The organism is Formosa sp. S-31, assembly GCF_051172795.1.
Lineage (GTDB): Bacteria > Bacteroidota > Bacteroidia > Flavobacteriales > Flavobacteriaceae > Formosa.
The window spans coordinates 127,430-148,468 of the sequence record NZ_JAENDK010000004.1 but is presented as its reverse complement, the minus strand read 5'-3'; the positions used below and the strand labels follow the sequence as shown (position 1 = coordinate 148,468).

The 21,039-nt window shown below is 36.1% G+C and carries 21 protein-coding genes and 1 tRNA gene; 10 read left to right on the top strand and 12 right to left on the bottom strand.

Annotated elements, in window-relative coordinates:
- Positions 1-17 precede the first annotated feature (17 nt).
- Together rpoN and I3217_RS06385 are read left to right on the top strand one after the other, a co-directional pair.
- Positions 18-1,481 (top strand): RNA polymerase factor sigma-54, encoded by a 1,464-nt coding sequence (gene rpoN / locus I3217_RS06390; protein ID WP_435048922.1) that lies wholly within the window; start codon positions 18-20, stop codon positions 1,479-1,481.
- A 35-nt stretch (positions 1,482-1,516) separates the two neighbouring features.
- The gene (locus I3217_RS06385; RefSeq protein ID WP_435048921.1) at positions 1,517-2,113 is read left to right on the top strand and encodes a hypothetical protein; all 597 of its coding nucleotides are present in this window, start codon (positions 1,517-1,519) and stop codon (positions 2,111-2,113) included.
- Here I3217_RS06385 and I3217_RS06380 read toward each other — a convergent pair.
- The 8 genes from I3217_RS06380 to I3217_RS06345 form a co-directional block, all read right to left on the bottom strand.
- A complete protein-coding gene (locus tag I3217_RS06380; RefSeq protein ID WP_435048920.1) occupies positions 2,108-2,818 on the bottom strand; it encodes a porin family protein in 711 nt (236 codons plus the stop codon). The two genes, I3217_RS06385 and I3217_RS06380, sit on opposite strands and share 6 nt — an antisense overlap.
- Before the next feature lie 104 nt (positions 2,819-2,922).
- Positions 2,923-3,408, bottom strand: coding sequence for an ExbD/TolR family protein (locus I3217_RS06375; protein WP_435048919.1), 486 nt, complete (start codon positions 3,406-3,408; stop codon positions 2,923-2,925).
- Positions 3,409-3,423: 15 nt separating this feature from the next.
- Positions 3,424-4,062, bottom strand: a complete 639-nt coding sequence (locus I3217_RS06370) for an ExbD/TolR family protein (RefSeq protein WP_435048918.1) — start codon at positions 4,060-4,062, stop codon at positions 3,424-3,426.
- A gap of 6 nt (positions 4,063-4,068) precedes the next feature.
- Positions 4,069-4,485 (bottom strand): hypothetical protein, encoded by a 417-nt coding sequence (locus I3217_RS06365; RefSeq protein ID WP_435048917.1) that lies wholly within the window; start codon positions 4,483-4,485, stop codon positions 4,069-4,071.
- Positions 4,486-4,518: 33 nt separating this feature from the next.
- Entirely contained in the window at positions 4,519-5,289 is a 771-nt protein-coding gene (locus tag I3217_RS06360) for a MotA/TolQ/ExbB proton channel family protein (protein WP_435048916.1), read from the bottom strand.
- A gap of 75 nt (positions 5,290-5,364) precedes the next feature.
- A tRNA-Ser gene (locus I3217_RS06355) sits at positions 5,365-5,452 on the bottom strand.
- 74 nt (positions 5,453-5,526) lie between these two features.
- On the bottom strand, positions 5,527-6,558 hold the full coding sequence (locus I3217_RS06350) for an asparaginase (RefSeq protein ID WP_435048915.1): 1,032 nt from the start codon (positions 6,556-6,558) through the stop codon (positions 5,527-5,529).
- Position 6,559: 1 nt separating this feature from the next.
- Positions 6,560-7,327 (bottom strand): TatD family hydrolase, encoded by a 768-nt coding sequence (locus I3217_RS06345; protein WP_435048914.1) that lies wholly within the window; start codon positions 7,325-7,327, stop codon positions 6,560-6,562.
- Positions 7,328-7,378: 51 nt separating this feature from the next.
- Between I3217_RS06345 and I3217_RS06340 the strand changes: the two genes are divergently transcribed.
- Both I3217_RS06340 and I3217_RS06335 read left to right on the top strand, forming a co-directional pair.
- Positions 7,379-7,831, top strand: a complete 453-nt coding sequence (locus I3217_RS06340) for a retropepsin-like aspartic protease family protein (RefSeq protein WP_435048913.1) — start codon at positions 7,379-7,381, stop codon at positions 7,829-7,831.
- A 47-nt stretch (positions 7,832-7,878) separates the two neighbouring features.
- The gene (locus tag I3217_RS06335) at positions 7,879-8,511 is read left to right on the top strand and encodes a DNA-binding response regulator (RefSeq protein WP_435048912.1); all 633 of its coding nucleotides are present in this window, start codon (positions 7,879-7,881) and stop codon (positions 8,509-8,511) included.
- 928 nt (positions 8,512-9,439) lie between these two features.
- Here the strand turns inward: I3217_RS06335 and odhB are convergent.
- On the bottom strand, positions 9,440-10,651 hold the full coding sequence (gene odhB, locus I3217_RS06330; RefSeq protein WP_435048911.1) for a 2-oxoglutarate dehydrogenase complex dihydrolipoyllysine-residue succinyltransferase: 1,212 nt from the start codon (positions 10,649-10,651) through the stop codon (positions 9,440-9,442).
- A gap of 38 nt (positions 10,652-10,689) precedes the next feature.
- The gene (locus I3217_RS06325; protein ID WP_435049138.1) at positions 10,690-13,449 is read right to left on the bottom strand and encodes a 2-oxoglutarate dehydrogenase E1 component; all 2,760 of its coding nucleotides are present in this window, start codon (positions 13,447-13,449) and stop codon (positions 10,690-10,692) included.
- Positions 13,450-13,567: 118 nt separating this feature from the next.
- Here I3217_RS06325 and I3217_RS06320 point away from each other — a divergent pair, with 118 nt between their 5' ends.
- From I3217_RS06320 to I3217_RS06305, 4 genes are all read left to right on the top strand, one after another.
- Positions 13,568-14,092 carry an alpha-ketoglutarate decarboxylase gene (locus tag I3217_RS06320; protein ID WP_435048910.1) on the top strand — a complete coding sequence of 175 codons (525 nt, stop codon included), beginning with the start codon at positions 13,568-13,570 and terminating at the stop codon, positions 14,090-14,092.
- A 69-nt stretch (positions 14,093-14,161) separates the two neighbouring features.
- Positions 14,162-14,557 carry a hypothetical protein gene (locus I3217_RS06315; RefSeq protein WP_435048909.1) on the top strand — a complete coding sequence of 132 codons (396 nt, stop codon included), beginning with the start codon at positions 14,162-14,164 and terminating at the stop codon, positions 14,555-14,557.
- A gap of 108 nt (positions 14,558-14,665) precedes the next feature.
- Positions 14,666-15,517 carry a hypothetical protein gene (locus I3217_RS06310; protein WP_435048908.1) on the top strand — a complete coding sequence of 284 codons (852 nt, stop codon included), beginning with the start codon at positions 14,666-14,668 and terminating at the stop codon, positions 15,515-15,517.
- A gap of 90 nt (positions 15,518-15,607) precedes the next feature.
- On the top strand, positions 15,608-17,614 hold the full coding sequence (locus tag I3217_RS06305) for a TonB-dependent receptor plug domain-containing protein (protein ID WP_435048907.1): 2,007 nt from the start codon (positions 15,608-15,610) through the stop codon (positions 17,612-17,614).
- Between the two features lie 3 nt (positions 17,615-17,617).
- Here the strand turns inward: I3217_RS06305 and I3217_RS06300 are convergent, their stop codons facing one another.
- Positions 17,618-17,965, bottom strand: a complete 348-nt coding sequence (locus I3217_RS06300) for a hypothetical protein (RefSeq protein ID WP_435048906.1) — start codon at positions 17,963-17,965, stop codon at positions 17,618-17,620.
- Between the two features lie 7 nt (positions 17,966-17,972).
- A complete protein-coding gene (locus I3217_RS06295) occupies positions 17,973-18,947 on the bottom strand; it encodes a polyprenyl synthetase family protein (protein WP_435048905.1) in 975 nt (324 codons plus the stop codon).
- Positions 18,948-19,081: 134 nt separating this feature from the next.
- On the opposite strand from I3217_RS06295, the gene I3217_RS06290 reads away from it, so the two are divergent.
- Together I3217_RS06290 and I3217_RS06285 are read left to right on the top strand one after the other, a co-directional pair.
- Positions 19,082-19,678 carry a TetR/AcrR family transcriptional regulator gene (locus tag I3217_RS06290; protein ID WP_435048904.1) on the top strand — a complete coding sequence of 199 codons (597 nt, stop codon included), beginning with the start codon at positions 19,082-19,084 and terminating at the stop codon, positions 19,676-19,678.
- A 9-nt stretch (positions 19,679-19,687) separates the two neighbouring features.
- On the top strand, positions 19,688-21,031 hold the full coding sequence (locus I3217_RS06285; RefSeq protein ID WP_435048903.1) for a TolC family protein: 1,344 nt from the start codon (positions 19,688-19,690) through the stop codon (positions 21,029-21,031).
- Positions 21,032-21,039 lie beyond the last annotated feature (8 nt).

The window sequence follows — 21,039 nt, the reverse complement described above, 5'->3', positions numbered from 1 at the left end:
AAATCGCATCAACCTATATGCTAAAACAAAACTTACAGTTTAAATTATCGCAGAAATTATCGCCGCAACAAATTCAGTTAATGAAATTGATACAGTTGCCAACGCAAGCATTTGAACAACGCCTAAAACAGGAACTCGAAGAAAACCCTGCTCTTGAAGGTGGTAAGGAAGAACCCATTAACGAATACGATGATGCTTTTGATAACCCTAACGACGACTATAACGACGATTCCGAGACCATCAATTCAGACGACATTAATGTAGATGATTATTTGAGTGATGATGAGATTCCCGATTATAGAACGCAAGCCAACAACTATAGTAGCGACGACGAAGAGAAGACTATGCCATATGCTGCAGGAACGTCTTTCACTCAACATCTCATAAATCAGTTAAACACCTTTAGGTTAAGTGATGAAGAACGGGATATCGCAGAATTTCTTGTAGGTAGTGTGGACGAAAGTGGTTATATACGCCGATCGACACCAGATATTATGGACGATTTGGCATTTACACAAAATGTATACACAGACGAAGCCACAATCAATAAAGTTTTTCATACAGTCCACCAATTAGATCCTGCAGGTGTTGGTGCCCGAGATTTACAAGAGTGTTTAAGTATACAGTTACACCGTAAAGAAAAATTAGCCGATATTGTTCTGGCTACTCAGATTATAGACGAAGCCTTCGATCAATTCACTAAAAAGCATTACGAAAAATTAATGCAGAAATTCAATGTTAGCGAAGCCCAGCTTAAAGATGCCATTGAAGAAATTGAACGCTTAAATCCTAAACCAGGTGGTTCGTATTCCGGTAATAACCGAATTGTGGAACACGTTGTACCCGATTTTGCCATTCGTATAATAGATGGCGAATTAGAGCTGACCCTTAACGGTAGAAATGCTCCAGAACTACATGTATCCCGAGAATATAACGAGATGCTTAAAGGGTATAAAGACACGAAAGAAAAATCACAGTCTCAAAAAGATGCTGTTAGCTTTATAAAACAAAAATTAGACGCGGCAAAATGGTTTATAGAAGCCATTAAACAAAGACAACAAACTTTATTTGTAACCATGAGTGCCATTATGCACTATCAGAAAGACTATTTTTTAAGCGGTGACGAACGTAAATTAAAACCGATGATCTTAAAAGATATTGCTGACGAAATTAACATGGATGTCTCAACCGTTTCAAGAGTTGCAAACAGTAAATATGTAGACACCCCTTATGGCACAAAATTAATCAAGGAATTCTTCTCAGAATCCATGAAAAACGATCAGGGGGAAGATGTTTCCACACGGGAAATAAAGAAAATACTGGAAACCGTTATTGAGGAAGAAGATAAACGAAAACCACTAACCGACGAAACTTTAGCGTCCATTTTAAAGGAAAAAGGCTATCCTATTGCAAGAAGAACGGTAGCCAAATACAGAGAGCAATTAGATTTTCCTGTGGCCAGGCTCCGGAAGAAAATTTAAATCGGCTTAATTCAATCATCACTTACCTACAATACATGATAAAAAGTATATCTTATATTTTCCACCCTTTATTTATGCCTTTTGCCTGCGTATTGTTCTATTTTTCAAAATCACCTCGATATATCCCCTTCGAACTTATAAAATATAAGGTCTTCAGCCTTTTTATCCTAACCATTATTATCCCTCTTTTAAGCACGCTTGTTTTAAAATTGCTAGGGCGTGTAGACACTATACAATTAAGTCGCGCAAAAGAGCGCATATTGCCTTTATTAATATATACAGCCCTACTATTTATTATAATAAAACGAGTAATACTTCCTGAAGATTTTATAGAACTATACTACTTCTTTATTGGCATAATTTTTTCTACACTTACGTGTGTTATATTACTTCTGGTGAATTATAAGGCAAGCATACACATTATGGCTTTATCTGGGTTGTTTATGTTTTTTATTGCACTAAGTGTACATTTTCATATAAACATAATAGGAAGCATTGCATTAATCAGCATATTGCTGGGTGCCACAGCGACATCTAGATTACAATTAAGAGCGCATACTCCACAAGAACTTGTAATGGGCTTCTTTATCGGATTACTCCCACAGCTCCTGTTAGTGCCTTACTGGTTATAGCAGGTAAAAAATGAGACCTAACTTAATAGACTTCATATCGATATGCTCTTGTGTTAAAAACGTATTGGCATCTTCAAACAAAGTATTTAACGGGTAATATACATAAAAATTCCAGGTATTATAACCGGCACTTAATGTAAGCCCGTATTGCAACTTATTAAAGCCCTCGGTATTACGCAATCGCTCCTTACCTATTTCGCCTTTAAATTTGGTTATACTATGAAACACATAACCGACATTAAAGCCTGTATAAATCCTCCAAAACCGATAATCTGAAGCTGTAGACGTTCGCCAACGAATCTGAAAGGGCACTTCCACCATATGCAGAAAATAACTGTTTCTGCTATATTCCAATTCGTAAGAAGCATCCAGAACAATGTAACTCAAGTCATTTTCAGGCCCCTCAAAAACTCCCAGATTTTGATTGAATAAATTATATGAATAGCCTATTCCAAGCCCTAAGGCTAGGTTTCTACGCTTATTTAAAGGCATATCCTTGATAAAACCAGCCTGCAAGCCTAAAGAAAATCCCGTTTGAGACACTCCTCCAGGACGATTAACAAGTATGTTATAAGTTAGTCCGGCATAAAACTGATCTTCCTTATAAAGGGAATCTACAACCTGTACAGGCTTCTCCGGGGTTTGGGCATAGGCAAGGTTAAATACCAATAAAACAAACCAAAGTAAAACAAGCTTTATCTTCATATCAATCAAAGTATCCTAATGCTCTTATAACAGCACCTCTTTAAAACAGTAAAGGTGCTTTGAAAATATCAAAACACCTTTACAAAATAAAATTAAGAATATTCTTATTTCTTTACACCAGCAATGGCATCACCCTTTCTGGTTGTATAATTAATTTTTAAAGCATTTACTTTACGTAGCTCTTGCTTAATATCGGAAACTAATCCCATATTAGCATCCTGGTCTACTTTTAATGCTGTAGTTAAGAAAGGAACTAATTCCTCACGTTTCGAAGCGCGCTCAGCCGCGATAAAAGCTGCAATTTCACTTACGTCTGCAAACTTATCATTTAACTGAATTCTAGACTCTGTTCCGTACTGGCTTTGAAATCTCTGACTCGGTTTACCAGCGTAGATATACATTACCAAATCCTTTTTATCAAGCTTTTCAACCTGATCGGCAGCCGGTAATTTATTCTCTACCATTAAGGTAGTTTCACGCATAGTAGTAGCCACCATGAAAAAGAATAATAACATAAATACAATATCAGGTAATGATGCTGTAGATATCGCAGGTAAATCGCCTCCTTTTTTCTTTTTAAATTTAGACATAAATTTTTGTTTTATCTAATTAGACTTTCTTGGCTCTGCTTCAGAGAATTTCTGAGGAATCATAACTTTGATTGCTTCGATTTTCTCTTTTAAACTTTCTTTTTCAGATGGTGAAGTTCGTGGATCAGAATATCTTCTATCTGCTTCTACAAAACTCATATCAAGATTAGGATAAGCATTTTTAAACTCTCTATCTCGTAATTGATTGTAAGCTGCTAAAATTTCGTTTTGTACGGCTATGTACGTATCGTATTTCGTCGCTCTATCGTTTTGTAAGGAGATAATGGCCTTATCGAAATTATCGGAAGATTTTGGATCTCTTTTACCGCGACAGTTTTGACAAGCATCCTTACCAGTACCACCACCATTATCTAAGAACTTTACTGCTGCTGAACGCAAATCTTTTAATTCGATTTGCTCTTCATTACCTCCAGTTTTCAATAACAAGTCATTGTTCTTATTCACTGTTAATTGAAAAATATTCTTTTCTTTAATAACTACGTTATCCTGTTGATTTTCATCTAAAGGAGGTAATTTTCTATTTAATCCAGAGTCTGTTTCAATAGTTGTAGTTACCAAGAAAAAGATTAAAAGTAAGAAAGCAATGTCAGCCATAGAGCCCGCATTAACTTCTGGTGCTGATCTTTTTGCCATAGGTTCTTAGTTTAATATTTTTTTAATTGATGACATCACCATAGATCCGATAGCTATAAAAGCTAAAGCGTAGAAAGCATATAAACCGGCACCTACATACTTAGATGTAGATTCTGTAACGTCCATACCTTTATTAATAAATGGTGTTAAATCTAAATCTGTTCCAGAAGACATTGCATAAGAGATAAATAATATCACTAAAAATGCTCCTACAGAGATTAACGTCTTTTTGATGTTACCTTTGAACAACCCAACCACAACATATACTAACACTAAGGCTAATATAAGAGCTAGGGTTACATAAGTAACATACATCATATTGTCAACCATATCATTGTTTCCAGACATAATCATTAAAGCGAAAATGGCTCCTAAAACAGATAATATAGCAACAATAATTGTAAGTATTTTATGTAAACTCATGTTAAATGTGTTTTTAATTATTACTAACTATTATTACTTCTTGTTTCTAATTAACAAGTCCATTAATGTAATTGAAGCATCTTCCATGTCATTAACGATACTGTCAATTTTTGCAATAATATAGTTGTAAAAAATCTGAAGGATAATCGCAACAATTAAACCGAATACAGTTGTTAAAAGTGCTACTTTAATACCACCAGCAACAAGAGAAGGTTGCATATCTCCGGCAGCTTCAATTTTATCGAAGGCCTCGATCATACCAATTACCGTACCCATGAATCCTAACATCGGTGCTAATGCGATGAATAAAGAAATCCAAGAAACGTTTTTCTCTAATTGTCCCATTTGTACACCTCCGTAAGCTACAACAGCTTTTTCTACAGCGTCTAATCCTTCATCAGTTCTATCTAAACCTTGATAGAAGATAGAAGCTACAGGACCACTTGTATTTCTACATACTTCTTTAGCAGACTCTACACCACCAGACTGTAATGCATCTTCTACTTTTTGAGTTAATTTTTTAGTGTTTGTTGAAGATAAGTTTAAAAAGATAATTCTCTCAATAGCAATTGCTAAACCTAGAATTAAACATAATAAAACGATTCCCATGAATCCAGCGCCACCTTCTATAAAACGCTTTTTTAATTCTTGGTGAAAACCTAAACTTTCTGTTGCAGTTGCATCTGCATCGTCTTGAATTGAAGAAACTACAGTTGAAGCTACAGTAGCCGCATTAGTAGTTGCATTAACAGTTCCGAATGCCACCATAAAGGTAATGGCTAGGATAGAAAATAATCTTTTCATTGTTCTTGATCTTAATTTTATTAGTTAAAGTGTTAAAGATAAAAAAATTTTATAATTAAAAAACAAAAATATCTGCAGAGAGGAAGGGATTCGAACCCTCGATACGCTTTTGGCGTATACACACTTTCCAGGCGTGCGCCTTCGACCACTCGGCCACCTCTCTGTATATTTCTAATTAATTTAAAGTACGGCAAATAACAAAAAATCTTTAAGACCTAAAAATTTTAACAGTTAATTTTAAACCAATTCTCCACGCAAAGATGTTTCATATATGGTTTTGAACACTTTAGCTGAAACATTTTGTCCAAGCAAATACATTAATTTACAAATTGCAGCCTCTGTGGTAATATCTTTTCCTGATATTAAGCCCATTCGTTTTAGTTTTTCACTGGTTTCGTACTGGCCCATTAACACACTTCCTCCTGCACACTGGGTTATATTAATAATATGTATACCACGGTGTATAGCATCTTTAATTAAATTTAAAAACCATTCTTCTGTTGTACAGTTACCAGCACCATACGTTTCCATAACCACTCCTCTCAAGCCAGGTGTATTTAAAACACTTCGAATTACAGTTTCTGTAATCCCGGGAAACAACTTTATAATAGTCACATTCGTATCTAAATTTTTATGAACTATTAAATCCTTTCGTCGTTTTGGTTTAAGTAAATAATCATGATTCACTTTTAAATGCACTCCTGAAGTCACTAGTTCGGGGTAATTCATAGAAGCAAATGCTTCAAAATGCTCAGCACTAAGCTTAGTCGTTCGGTTTCCTCTGTACAATTTATACTCAAAATACAGTGTTACTTCACGAATTACAGGCTTATTATAACGCTGCAAAGAAGCGACGTGAATGGAAGTAATCAAATTCTCTTTAGCATCTGTGCGCAAATCTCCAATAGGCAATTGCGACCCGGTTAACACCACGGGCTTATCTAAATTCTCCAGCATAAAACTCAAAGCCGATGCAGTATAACTCATCGTATCACTGCCGTGTAATACAACAAAACCATCGAAAGCAGCGTAATGCTTTTCTATAATTTCTGCAATTTGTACCCAGTATACCGGATTCATATTACTGGAATCTATAGGTTCCTTAAACGAAATGGTCTCGATATCACAATCCAGTTGTTTAAGCTCTGGTATACGCTTAAGCAGATTTTTAAAATCGAAGGCTTTTAAAGCTCCGGTTTCGAAGTCTTTAACCATCCCAATGGTCCCTCCTGTATATATTAACAGTATGTTTGGTCTCACCTTAGTCATATTATATTCCGAAAATGTGTTTAGAATTTTCTGTTGTAACAGCAGCAACTTCTTCCTGAGAAACTCCGTAAAGTTCAGCTAATTTTTCCAGCACTCGAGTTATATAAGCACTTTCATTGCGCTTTCCACGATACGGCGTTGGAGACAAATAAGGCGCATCGGTTTCTAAAACAATATCTTTTAAATCTATCTGATTTAAAAACTGATCGATCTTTCCATTTTTAAAGGTAACCACTCCTCCTATTCCTAATTTCATATTATAAGACAAAGCCTGATGTGCCTGCTCCAGATTACCCGTAAAGCAGTGAAAAATACCGAACAAATCATCGGATTTTTCAGATTCCAGAACTTCAAAAACCTCATCGAAGGCATCTCGGCAGTGAATTACTATGGGCAATTTATACTGCTTTGCCAATTTAATCTGATGATTAAACGCTTCCTTTTGAATCTCTAAAGTAGATTTATCCCAATACAAATCGACACCTATTTCTCCAATAGCATAAAATTTTCGTGATTTAAGCAAACCTTCTATATGCTCTAATTCGCCTTTAAAATTATCCTTCACGTGTGTTGGATGCAAGCCTGTCATTAAAAACATATGCTCGGGAAAATCTTTTTCCAGTTGCAGCATACGCTCGGTATAAGTAGAATCAATCGCCGGAATGAAGAAACGTGAAACTCCAGCTGCTATTGCACGAGTAATCATATCATGTCTGTCTTCATCAAAAGCTTCGCTATATAAATGTGTATGGGTATCTGTTATAATCATGGCGCAAAATTAATGGATTTACATCATTATATTTGCCTAAATTACATTAAGATGGAAACACTTCAAGAATTTCTTCTGAAACGGGATTATGTTAAGATTAAGCTGAAACTCACTAAAACCAATCACTTTGAAATTAAAGCCACGATTAACGGTGTAATCGGTTTATTCATTCTGGACACCGGAGCTTCCAGTTCCTGCGTTGGCTTTGAGGCCATAGACACCTTTAAACTTAAGGTTAAAGATTCCGAAATAAAAGCTGCTGGAGCAGGCGCCATAGATATGAGCACTCAATTATCTAAAAAAAACAAACTAAAAATAGGAAAGTGGAAACGCGATAAAGTCTCTCTTATCTTATTTAACATGACACACGTAAACACGGCACTAATTAGCCACAACTCTAAGCCTGTAGATGGTATCATTGGTGCTGATATCCTGAAAAAAGGAAAAGCTATAATCGATTACGACCGTAAATATCTCTATCTGAAAAGATTTTTGGTTAGATAAGATTTATGTAACTTTATATCCCTAACCCTTACTAATTAGCGACTAATATGAAAAGTTCCATCGTTATTGCAGACGATCATCCCCTCATGCTAAAGGGTATGACCAATTACCTGACATCTTTAAATTATAACATTGTAGGTAGTGCAACAGATGGACGATCGGCATACAACCTCATCGTAAAACTTAAACCCAAGATTGCCATATTAGACATAAGAATGCCTCATATGACGGGTTTGGAAATCGCCGCAGAGTGCAAAAAAAATGACATCTACACAAAAATAATCCTGATTACGTTCGACAAACGACAGGACGTTTACGAAAAAGCAAAGGAATTAAATATCTACGGCTATATCTTAAAAGAATTTGCGGTGGAAGAAATAGAAAACTGCATAGAAAGTGTAACAAACAACGAACCTTATTTAAGTAAGGAGCTACTTCCTAATTTAGAAAAATCATACACAAAATCGGATATTACCGCGCTGAATAAACTTACTAAAACAGAAATTAAAATAATTAAATACATCGCCGAGAATAAAACCAGTCCTGAAATTGCCGATGAACTATTAATTTCTTCTCGAACTGTAGACAAGCACCGAAGTAATATTGTAAATAAATTAAAGCTAAACGGAAAGCACAACGGCCTTTTTATATGGGCTACTGAAAATAAAGATATCTTTTAAAAAATACGTAAAAGCACGTATTTTACTCACCCTATTTATACCCTATCTTTACTAAGCTATTAATTAGTTCTTAGGGAGAATTATTAAGGAAGCGCTGCACTGTAATGGTGCAGCGTTTTTGTTTTAGAACCATAGTATTTTAAATTAAAACCTTGTAATCAATTCTAAACATAAGGCCTCAAATTTGTATTCAAACAAAAAATACGCATACCTACGTATTTCAAAACACTCCGATTATAAATACCTTTACCATGCTATTAATTAGTTCTTAGGGAGAATTATTAAGGGAACGCTGCACTGTTATGGTGCAGCGTTTTTCGTTTTAGAACCACAGTATTTTAAATTAAAACCTTCTGATTAATTCCAACCGTAAGGCCTCAAATTTGTATTGAAACAAAAAATACGCATACCTACGTATTTCAAAACACTCCGATTATAAATACCTTTACTATGCTATTAATTAGTTCTTAGGGAGAATTATTAAGGAAGCGCTGCACTGTAATGGTGCAGCGTTTTTCGTTTACAAATTACACAATCATTTATATCACACTCTAAGACAAAAGTTTAATCCTTAAAAAAACAACACCCCTATTATTATTTTAAACAAAAATTTAACACATATCCCTATTCACAAATTGACAAATTATTCTTACATTTCTTATAGTTAAATTATTCAAACAAAAGCACTTGCCCTAAAACTGCTTTTTTAAAAACGCTGCTTATGGAAAAACAACCCAAATCAACCCATTCGTTTTTTTTATACGGTTTAATATGTATTGCCATAATTATTATCGCTATTAACATTATAACTCATTTTGTTATATAACGAAATCGTGACCTTTAACTGTTTAAATAACAGATTTGAATACAAAAAAAAGCCCAATATTAATTGTAATATTGGGCTTTTATATTTCGAATTAAACAGCTACTACAACTCCAGCGCTTTCTTAATGTCGTTATTCATTAATAATTCTACAGGGTTCTCGATAGCTTCTTTCACAGCTACTAAGAAACCTACACTCTCTTTACCATCGATAATTCTATGATCGTAAGATAAAGCAACATACATCATCGGATGAATCTCTACATTACCATTTACAGCAATAGGTCGCTCGATAATATTATGCATTCCTAGAATTCCACTTTGCGGCGGATTGATAATAGGTGTAGATAACATACTTCCAAATACACCACCATTAGTAATAGTAAATGTACCACCAGTCATTTCATCAACTGTAATCTGTCCGTCACGAGCACGAAGTGCTAAACGTTTCACTTCAGATTCTACACCTCTAAAACTTAAGTTTTCAGCATTACGAATTACAGGAACCATTAAACCTTTAGGTCCTGAAACGGCGATACTGATATCACAGAAATCGTAAGACACCATTTCCTTATCATCAATCATAGAGTTTACTGCAGGATACAGCTCTAAAGCTCTAACTACAGCAAGGGTAAAGAAACTCATAAATCCTAATCCAACGCCATGCTTTGCTTTAAAAGCATCTTTGTATTCATTTCTTAACTGAAAGATAGGTGTCATATTAACCTCGTTAAACGTCGTTAACATAGCGGTAGTGTTTTTAGCTTCCACTAAACGCTCTGCTACTTTACGACGCAACATAGACATTTTACTTCTTGAAGTACCTCTGTTTCCTCCTGTAGGAGTTCCCATAGAAGGTACTGCCTTAACAGCATCATCCTTGGTAACTCGACCAGCTTTTCCAGTTCCCTGAATAGCTGAAGCCTCAATACCTTTCTCGGCTAAAATTTTCTTAGCTGCCGGACTTGCAGCTCCCGATGCGTAAGTTTTTTCTTCAACTGGTGCTGCTTTAGGTGCCTCAGCTTTCGGCGCTTCTTCTTTTTTCTCTTCTTTAGCCGGAGCATCGCCTTCCGGTTTAGTTGCACTAGTATCTATTAAACATACTACCTCTCCTACAGCAACAGCGTCTCCTTCTTCTGCTTTAAGCGTTATAGTTCCGCTCACTTCTGCCGGAAGTTCTAAAGTCGCTTTATCACTATCAACCTCAGCAATTGCCTGGTCTTTTTCAACATAATCGCCATCCTGTACTAACCAAGTTGCTATTTCAACTTCTGTGATAGACTCACCCGGAGAAGGCACTTTCATTTCTAAAATCATCGTTCAATATTTTAGTTTAATCTTAAATTTTATTTTTTTTATCGTTGGTTGTTTTTTGTTTTATCGAAAACATAATCGATTACTTCTTTATGACGGCGTTTAGACCTAGTCGAACTACCAGCTGCCGGCGCACCATAGGCTCTTCTAGAAGCAACTCTAAACGTTTTAACTTCGTCTAAATGCATTAGCATATGACCATATGCCCCCATATTTCTAGGTTCTTCCTGAGCCCAGACAAATTCTTCGGCGTTAGAATACTTAGCCATAGCTGCTCTGATTTCATTGGCAGGTAATGGGAACAACTGCTCTATTCTTACTAAAGCTACATCTTCTCGGTTTTCCGTTTCCTTAACTTCTAATAAATCGTAATAGAATTTACCGGTTACAAAAACCACAGATTTTACTTTATCCACATTAGCCGTAGCATCGTCTATCACCATTTGGAAACTTCCGTTAGCAAATTCATCTACAGTAGATACTACTTTTGGATGACGCAATAAACTTTTTGGAGTAAACACGATTAAAGGCTTTCTGTATTTGGCCTTCATTTGTTTACGCAACAAATGGTAAATATTAGCTGGTGTTGTACAGTCGGCCACAAACATATTGTCTTTCGCACAAAGCTGTAAGTAACGCTCCATACGAGCAGAAGAGTGCTCAGCCCCCTGCCCTTCGTAACCATGAGGCAACAACATTACCAAACCATTTTGAAGCTTCCATTTATCTTCGGCTGCCGAAATATACTGATCCAGCATAATTTGGGCTCCGTTACTAAAATCACCAAACTGCGCTTCCCAGATGGTTAAAGTTTCCGGACTCGCCATAGCATAACCGTAATCGAAACCTACAACACCATATTCTGATAGTAATGAGTTAAATATGTAAAAATGCCCTTGTTTATCACTTAAATGATTTAACAATACCACTTCTTCTTCACTATCTTCAACCTTTACAACAGCATGACGGTGTGAGAACGTACCTCGCTCTACATCCTGACCTGAAATTCTAATATCATAACCTTCTTGCAATAAGGTTCCATAAGCCAGGTGCTCACCCATAGCCCAATCCAGCTTATCTTCTTCAAACATGGTTTTTCTAGACTGTACCAAACGCTCTATCTTCCTGATAAACTTCTTATCTGAAGGTAAAGTAGAAATAACATTTACAATGTCTTCTAATTTCTCTTTAGGAAAAGTCGTATCGATATCGGCCATCATTTCGTGTTCGGTAACACGCTCAAAATTCAACCACTCATCCTGCATAAACGGTGTAATTACCGTTTTATCTTCTTTTCTGGAGTCTTCTAACTCTTCTTCAAGTCCGGCCTTATAATCCTCTTCCAGTTTTTTAACATAATCCTTATCGATAACGCCTTCATTAATTAATTTTTCAGCGTAAATATCTCTTGGGTTTTTATGCTTGGCAATTGCTTTGTAAAGTTTAGGCTGAGTAAAACGCGGCTCATCACCTTCGTTATGCCCGTATTTTCTATATCCTAATAAATCGATAAAAACATCGCGTTTAAACTGCATTCTGAAGTCTAATGCAAACAACACGGCGTGTACCACAGCCTCTACATCGTCTGCATTAACGTGCATAACCGGAGATAAGGTTACTTTACCTACATCTGTACAATAGGTACTGGAACGCGCATCTAAATAGTTAGTTGTAAACCCAATCTGGTTGTTCACCACAATATGCAGGGTTCCATTGGTCTTGTAACCGTCTAACTGTGCCATTTGCACAATTTCGTAAACCAGACCTTGTCCTGCTATGGCAGCATCTCCATGCACCACAATTGGTAGGACCTGAGATGGGTCATCTCCATATTTATCGTCCTGCTTAGCTCTTGCAATCCCCTCAACAACCGCACCAACAGTTTCAAGGTGCGAAGGGTTAGGCGCTATATTCAGGTTAATTTTCTTTCCGTTTTCGGTTTCTCGATTACTGGTCCACCCTAAATGGTATTTTACATCACCATCGAAAATTTCTTCTTCGTAATCTTTACCATCAAACTCACTAAATATATCTTTAGCCGATTTACCAAAAATATTAGTTAGGGTACTTAAACGCCCACGGTGAGCCATCCCCATTACAAACTCCTTAACCCCGTAATCGGCCGCTTTTTCTATTACAGCATCCAGAGCAGGAATTAAAGACTCTCCACCTTCTAAAGAGAAACGCTTTTGCCCCACGTATTTGGTATGCAAGAAGCTCTCGAAAGTAACGGCATCGTTTAACTTTTTTAAGATATGCTTTTTCTGATCAACCGAAAAGCTAGGCTGATTATCGTTAACATTTAATTTATTCTGAATCCACAACTTACGCTCCGGATTTCTTACATACATATATTCTATACCAATAGAACTACAATAAATCTTTTCGAGGTGAACAATAATTTCTCGTAAGGTTTGCGACCCTATGCCTAAAATTTCACCTGCAGAAAACACGGTATCCAAATCGCTTTGAGACAATCCGAAATTTTCAATTGCTAAAGACGGTTCGTATGTTCTACGAGCCCTAACCGGGTTAGTTTTGGTAAATAAATGCCCACGTGTTCTGTAGCCATCTATTAATCTTACAACCTGAAATTCTTTAGTAAGGTTCTCCGAAACATGATCGCAATTAAGCCCTTCCATGAGTTCCTCAGTAACATCATTACTTTCCACACCAAAATCGTAGCCTTGAAAAAAGGCTCTCCAACTTGGTTCAACGGAATCGGGATTTTGTAAATATTGATCGTATAAATCAGCAAAATATGCTGTATGCGCTGCGTTTAAAAAGGAATATTTATCCATTATATTATTTGAGACATTCTCTCTTTGACAAAATTTTGTCAAAAATACAATTTTTAGGAAAATGAGTTATGATTTTACTATATTTATAATACCATTTTAACGAAACCTTTTCCGAAATATGAAACGAATCTGCCACAAAGCAATAAAAACGTTAATTTTCACCTCACTACTTTGGATCCCTATCAATATTTTATCGGCTCAACAATCTGATTTCATGAGTAAAGTACGTTTTGGAGGCGGTATTGGATTAGGTTTCGCAAACGATTTCTTTAGTGCCTCATTAGAACCTTCGGCAATTTATCAATTTAACCAGCAATTTGCATTTGGCGCAGGTCTTAATTTTACCTACAACAGCCAAAAAGATTTTTACAAATCAACCATATTTGGAGGGACGCTTACCGCGCTTTACAATCCTATTCCTTATTTACAACTTTCTGCTGATTTTCAGGAATTACATGTAAGCAGAAAATTTGACAACAATTTTTTCTATCAGGATGATGATTATTGGTATCCGGCACTACTTCTTGGACTAGGGTTTCAAACCAACCATGTAACCATGGGCGTACGTTACGATGTACTTTATGATGACAATAAAAGTATTTACGGCTCGGCCTGGGTACCGTTTGTACGTGTGTATTTTTAAATTTAACACACTCAAGTCCTAGAACATATTCGCTATAATTGCTTATATTTGCCGCCGAAAAAAGGCTAGGTGGCTTCAAAAACAACCCATATTATTATTGCTTCTTTGCTAACATTAATGCTTTGCATGCATAATGTTACCAATATAGTCACCATTTCCACCTTCTTAATTAATCAGGATTTTATTGCTAAGACCCTTTGTATTCAAAAAGACAACCAGAAGGGATGTAACGGTAAATGTCATTTAAGACAGGAACTGGCTAAAAACAACTCAGAATCCAACCAGGAATTACCAGCAGAGAGCAGTAAGCGCTTAGCCTTAGATGTGTTTCAGGTAACACAAATTAACACCCTGGAATACATAAATCTACAAGATTTTACAGAAAAACCAATTACGGGATTTTATCCTGCAATTCTCCCAAATTTATATTTCGATATAGATACGCCTCCTCCAATCTCAGTTTAATTTTTAGTATCAGCAACGTACGCATACCATACCATAAATAACCGATTCTAAAAAAAAGAAACGCGTTAAAACATACCCAATACGCAATAAAAATTAAACAAATAAAAAATGAAATCATATTATTTTTTAACCCTTTTCATATACGCTATATTTTCTTTAAGCTCTTGTTCTTCCAGCGATGACAACTCAGATAACATACAAGACGATCTTGGCGAATTAATTAAAATTCAGGATATAACAACAAACAATCACACCTTAGAGTTATATAACAAGTCCGGAATGTTCTACACAGGCTACAATTCAATTATCCTAAGAGTTAAAGACAACGCGACTGAAACCTATTTTGAAAATATTAGCATCGACTGGACACCTGTTATGGATATGATTACCATGAAACATTCCTGTCCATACTCGACCTTTAGTAAATTAGAGAACAGCAACACGCTTTACCAAGCCAGTGTAATTTATCAAATGACAAACAGCGACAGTTCCGGATGGACTTTAAATTTTAACTACACCATTAATGGGGACGAATATGTTGCATCGGACATCATTACTGTCCACCAGGCTTCAGTACAAAACGTCACTTCCTTTCAGGGATCAGACGATTCCAGATATGTTTTTGCTCTGTTAGCACCCCAGGAACCTAAAATAGGCATAAACGCGATTACCGTTGGTGTATTTAAAATGGAAAGCATGATGAAGTTTCCTCCGGTTGAAGATTTTAAAATTGAATTAGATCCAAGAATGCCTGGCATGGGCAACCACAGTTCCCCAAACAATATAAACCCCGAATATTCCAATCTGGACAACTTATATCATGGCGATTTATCTTTAACTATGAGTGGATATTGGAAATTAAATTTCAAACTGTTTAATACCGAAGACAGCTTAATAAAAGGCGAAGATATTACTGACACAAACGAATCCAGCAGCCTCTATCTGGAAATAGAATTTTAAGCCTCCCGTTTGTACAACATATTAAAATGAAATCAATCACATCGCTTAATTATGAGGTGATTGATTTCCCTCTATTAATTCATTTTCGCAATGAAAAACATCCTTATATTTTGCTTTTGGCTATTAACTTCATTGCACTTAAGCGCCCAGATAAGCGAAACCATAAAAACACAAAACGACACTACCGTTTTAAACGAAATTATAATCCGTGGCGAGGGCCGGCTTAACCATTATAAACAGGAAAAATCTATGGCAACCATAGATGATTATTTGGAAAAGTCAGACAGAGCTACCATGATTAAGCGCGGTAATTACGCCTGGGAACCAACTTTAAACAATATGACCAGCGAACGTCTTGCTGTTACTATCGATGGCATGCAAATTTTTGGTGCCTGTACAGATAAAATGGACCCCGTAACATCTTATGTAGACGTATCGAATATAAATAAGATTACGGTAAACTCAGGACAGGCAGGCACAGAAGACGGCCACAGCATTGGCGGTGGAATTAACCTGCAGTTACCCAAGCCCAAATTTTATAAAAAAGAACTAAAAAGCAGTCTGGACACCGGATACGAAACCAACGGAAATTATTTTTCTTCGGGTTTAGATCTCAGCTATTCTGATAATAGATTTTTTATAAATGCCGATGCCATTTACAGACATTCAGATAATTATAAAGCGGGCAACAATAAAGAAATAATGTATTCTCAGTTTGAAAAATACAACATTTCACTACAAGCTGCTTATAAAATAAACACTAACAACACCTTAGACACTAAAATAATTTACGACCAGGCTAATAACATTGGTTATCCAGCTCTACCTATGGATGTCTCTTTAGCAAAAGCCATTATAGGTTCGGCTTCTCATATATACACCAACAAAGAAACTTTAATTAATAATTGGGAAACCAAGCTTTATTTTAATACCATCACCCATATTATGGACGACAGTCAGCGTCCTGATGTTTCCATTAGAATGGACATGCCCGGCTGGAGCGACACCTACGGATTTTACTCCAAAGCCAAGCTAAATTTTAAAGACAATCATCACTCCCTTATTAATTTAAACGGCTATTACAATCGTTCTTTGGCCGAAATGACCATGTACCCGAATAATCCCAGCGAAGCCGATATGTTTATGTACACCTGGCCTGATATTCGCACACTATATTCCGGTATCTTTTTCAAAGATCATTGGACAATGTCCGAAACCCAAAGCCTGACCTCCAGTGTCCGTCTTGGATTTCACAACAACAGAATTGCCAACCTGACAGGGTTGGAAAGTTTAAGTATATTCTACCCCACCTTACAAGATTCTAAAAGCCGATTTTTAACAAGTATAAACACCAAATATCAGGCAAACACAGATAAATCCAGTTATAGTTTTAGTTTAGGTTATGGAGAACGAGCACCTTCTGTTAGTGAAGGCTATGGTTTCTTTTTATTTAATAGTTTCGACAATTACGATTACATTGGAAACCCTAATCTTAAAAACGAAAAGTCTATTGAACTAAACGCTTCTTACAAACGCTCTTTTAATAGATTAAACCTTAACATTGAGAGTTCCTGGTTTTACATCTTAGATTATATAATTGGCGAAACAAACACTGAACTTAGTGCTATGACAATTGGAGCAAATGGAGTTCGCATTTATTCCGCCTTAGACTATGCCACCATTTTCAACACCTATGCAACGGCTGAGTATAAGTTTAACAATCAATTTTCTTTTAATGCCGGTTTGGGCTATAATTACGGCATAGGCAGCAATGACGAAAACCTGCCATTAATAAAACCGTTTTCGTACCATGGTGAATTCATTTATAATACCAACAAATTTAATGCTGCTTTACAAATAACAGGAAACGGAAATCAAAATCGATATAGTAGTTATTATGGTGAAACCAAAACTGCCGATTATGCCATATTAAATCTGAATTTCGGACATAACATACCGCTGAAGCAGAATAGAATAATATTAAAATACGGGATAGAAAATCTTTTAGACACTTATTATTCCACTTATGCCAACTGGAATAACATAGCACAGCAAGGACGCAATTTTTACACCAATATATCTTATAGTTTCAAATAACTCTTATTTATACTGATGCTTAAACCACACCTTTTGCCATTCGCGTTTTAAAATTAAAAACGCCACCTGTTCAGATAACAGTAAGGTATCACTACCGTCCAGCTGCTTTATTTTATCTTCAGGCACATCTATAATATAAAGCAGATTTAAATAGTCGGCAAAAGCGTTTTGAATAAGACCATAAACGGTTTCATGAAGTTGCAGTTTTAATTGCTCCGGAGTAAGTTCTGGAGCAATTTCAATGTGGATATTAGCAAACCTGAAATCTTTATCGAGTTGCGCAATTAATTTTCCATACAATTCGTATTGTAAGGAAGCATTAATAATATCCTGTGTGCTTTGCAATTCCATAAGTTAATTATACGCTTCGGTTCATTAAATTCTCACCAAAGTCTTTCAATATTGTTTTTTTATCTGCATCTATACCCAGTGCGTTTAAAACCGAAAATGCTTTTTGAGTATAAACCAGAATTTCCTGTTTGGTTGCTTCAGCAGCACCACTGGACACAAACATCTGTTTTACCGACTGTATTTTATCTGTACTATCGCTCGGATTTATACTAAATAAATGACGAATTTCTTGTTGCTGTTCAGCGTCAGAATATTCAAGTGCTTTTAAATATAAGTAGGTTTTTTTATTTTCAATAATATCGCCTCCAACTTGCTTACCAAAGGTTTTCGGATCTCCGAATGCATCTAAATAATCGTCCTGTAACTGAAATGCTATGCCCAGATTCTTTCCAAATTCATAGATTAAGCGTTGTTCTTCCTCAGTTGCCTTAGCCACTATAGCGCCCATTTGCATGGCTGCACCAACTAAAACCGCAGTTTTATACTCAATCATTTTTAAATATTCAGGAATGGTAACATCGTCGCGAGTTTCAAAATCCACATCGTACTGCTGTCCTTCGCAAACTTCTAAAGCTGTTTTACTAAATAACTTTGCCAGATCGCGAAATACCTGAGGCTCGTAACGTTCAAACAACTGGTACGCCATAATCAACATCGCGTCACCAGATAAAATACCGGTATTTACATCCCATTTTTCATGCACCGTTACATTTCCACGTCGCAAAGGTGCATCATCCATAATATCATCATGAATCAAAGAAAAGTTATGAAACACTTCGATACTCAAAGCCGCATTCAAAGCCTCTTTATAATCGGCATTAAAAACTTCTGCAGTCATTAAAGTTAAAATTGGTCGTAAACGTTTACCACCCAAACCTAGAATATAAGTAATGGGCTCGTACAGATTCTTAGGTTCCTTTTCTGTATGAAATTGCTCTAAACAAGCAACAAATGCGTCTTGATAAAATGGAATATTTTGCATGACGCAAAAATAGGAGTTTAATTCAATTTTTACATCGCTCTTTTAAAATCCGTATTAATTTATCTTTAAACTTAGGAAACTATTTTTGTTTTTAAAGTTTCCAGCCTTATATTTGCACCGCATTTACAATACCTATGAAAGACAAAATAATAGAAAAATCTACGGAACTCTTTTCTAATCTGGGATTTAAAAGCGTTACTATGGACGATATTGCGCAGGAAATGGGCATATCAAAAAAAACCATATACCAGTATTTCGAAACAAAAACCAAACTGGTAGAAGCAACGGCTAAATTTAAATTTCAGTGTGTAAACCAATCGCTGGATGCCATTTGCGTATTAGACAAGAATCCGATAGATGAAATATTCAAAATGAAGGAATTCGTAACTGATTTTCTGAGTACCGAAAAAAGCTCGTCTCAGTTCCAACTAAAAAAATACTACCCATTAATTTACGATAACCTTATGCAAAAACAGTTTAATGCCATGCAGCATATGGTTACCGAAAACTTAAGTCGCGGTATTAAATCTGGGCTTTATCGGGATAATATCGATATTGATTTTATATCCAGATTACATTTTAGCTCAATGGGAATTTTTAAAGACAACGACATGTTTCCGCCACAACTATTCTCATACAAATACCTCCTCGATAATTACATAGATTACCACCTTAGAGGTATCTGCACGCCAAAAGGCATAGACTATTTAAACACCAAACACATCAATTAATAAACACTAATGAAACACAAATTAATTTTTATACTATGCGTTTTCATGACCTTTTCCGGGTTTTCTCAAGAACAAGAAGTCATGCAATTCAGCTTGCAGGAAGCCATAGATTACGCATTAATTAACAACAGGAAAGCTAAAAATGCCTCCAGAGACATTGAAGCAGCTAAAAAGCAAAAATGGGAAACCACTGCAACAGGTTTACCTCAAATAGACATTGCTGTAGACTATCAGAACTGGATTAAACAACAGGTATCTTTACTTCCTGCCGAGCTTACCGGCGGACCGGCGGGCACATTCGTACCGGTAGAATTCAGTCCGAAACAAAACATTGGCGCAATGGCTACTATGCGTCAATTACTATTTGACGGGTCCTACCTTGTAGGTTTACAGGCTGCAAAAGTCTATCTGGAAATTTCCGAAAATGCCAAAGTAAAAACCGACCTGGAAGTTAGAAAAGCAGTAATAAACGCCTACGGTAACGTATTACTTGCAGAGGAAAGCCTGGTAATTTTAGCCAGTAACAGACAACTTTTAGAATCTAACCTAAACGAAATTCAGAAAACGTACGAATCTGGTTTAGAAGAAGAAGAAAGTGTCGAGCAAATGAAAATTACACTGTCCAGTTTAATTAGCGACCAAAACAATGTTAAGCGCCTTAAAGACCTGGCATATAAAATGCTGAACATTACACTTGGACTGGATTACGAAACCAATACGGTTTTAACAGATAAACTGGAAATTCTAAGTTCAGAATACACGTCTTTAGCTGCCTTAGAAGCCGATGATAGTGTAGAAAACACCATAGACTATTTAATTGCCGAAAACGAAGTGGCCAGTAAAGAACTTCTGGTTAAACTGGAACAATCTAAAGGTGTTCCAACCTTAAGCGCTTTTGTTAACGGCGGCTATAGCGGATTTGGTCAGAAATTTGAATTCTTCACCATTAATCAGGACTGGTACGGTTCGTCCATGTTTGGGGTAAGTTTAAACATTCCTGTGTTTAGCTCGTTAGGCCGAACTGCAGCAACCCAGCGTACAAAAATAGAACTGGAGCAGGCTAACGAAAACTTAACACAGATAGAAGAAGAACTAAAACTTCAAATAGCTACTGCTAAAAGCGAGTATCAATTCGCCATAGAAGATTTCGAAAACAAAAAACAAAATCTCGATTTAGCAGAGCGTATCGAAAAGAAAAACGAAACCAAATTTTTTGAAGGCATCTCTTCCAGCTTCGATTTAAGACAGGCACAAACACAATTGTATTCTGCACAGCAGGAATATTTACAGGCCATGTTAGACATTATCAACAAAAAGGCAGAATTAGATGCCGTTTTAAGTACAATCAATTAAAAACAAAA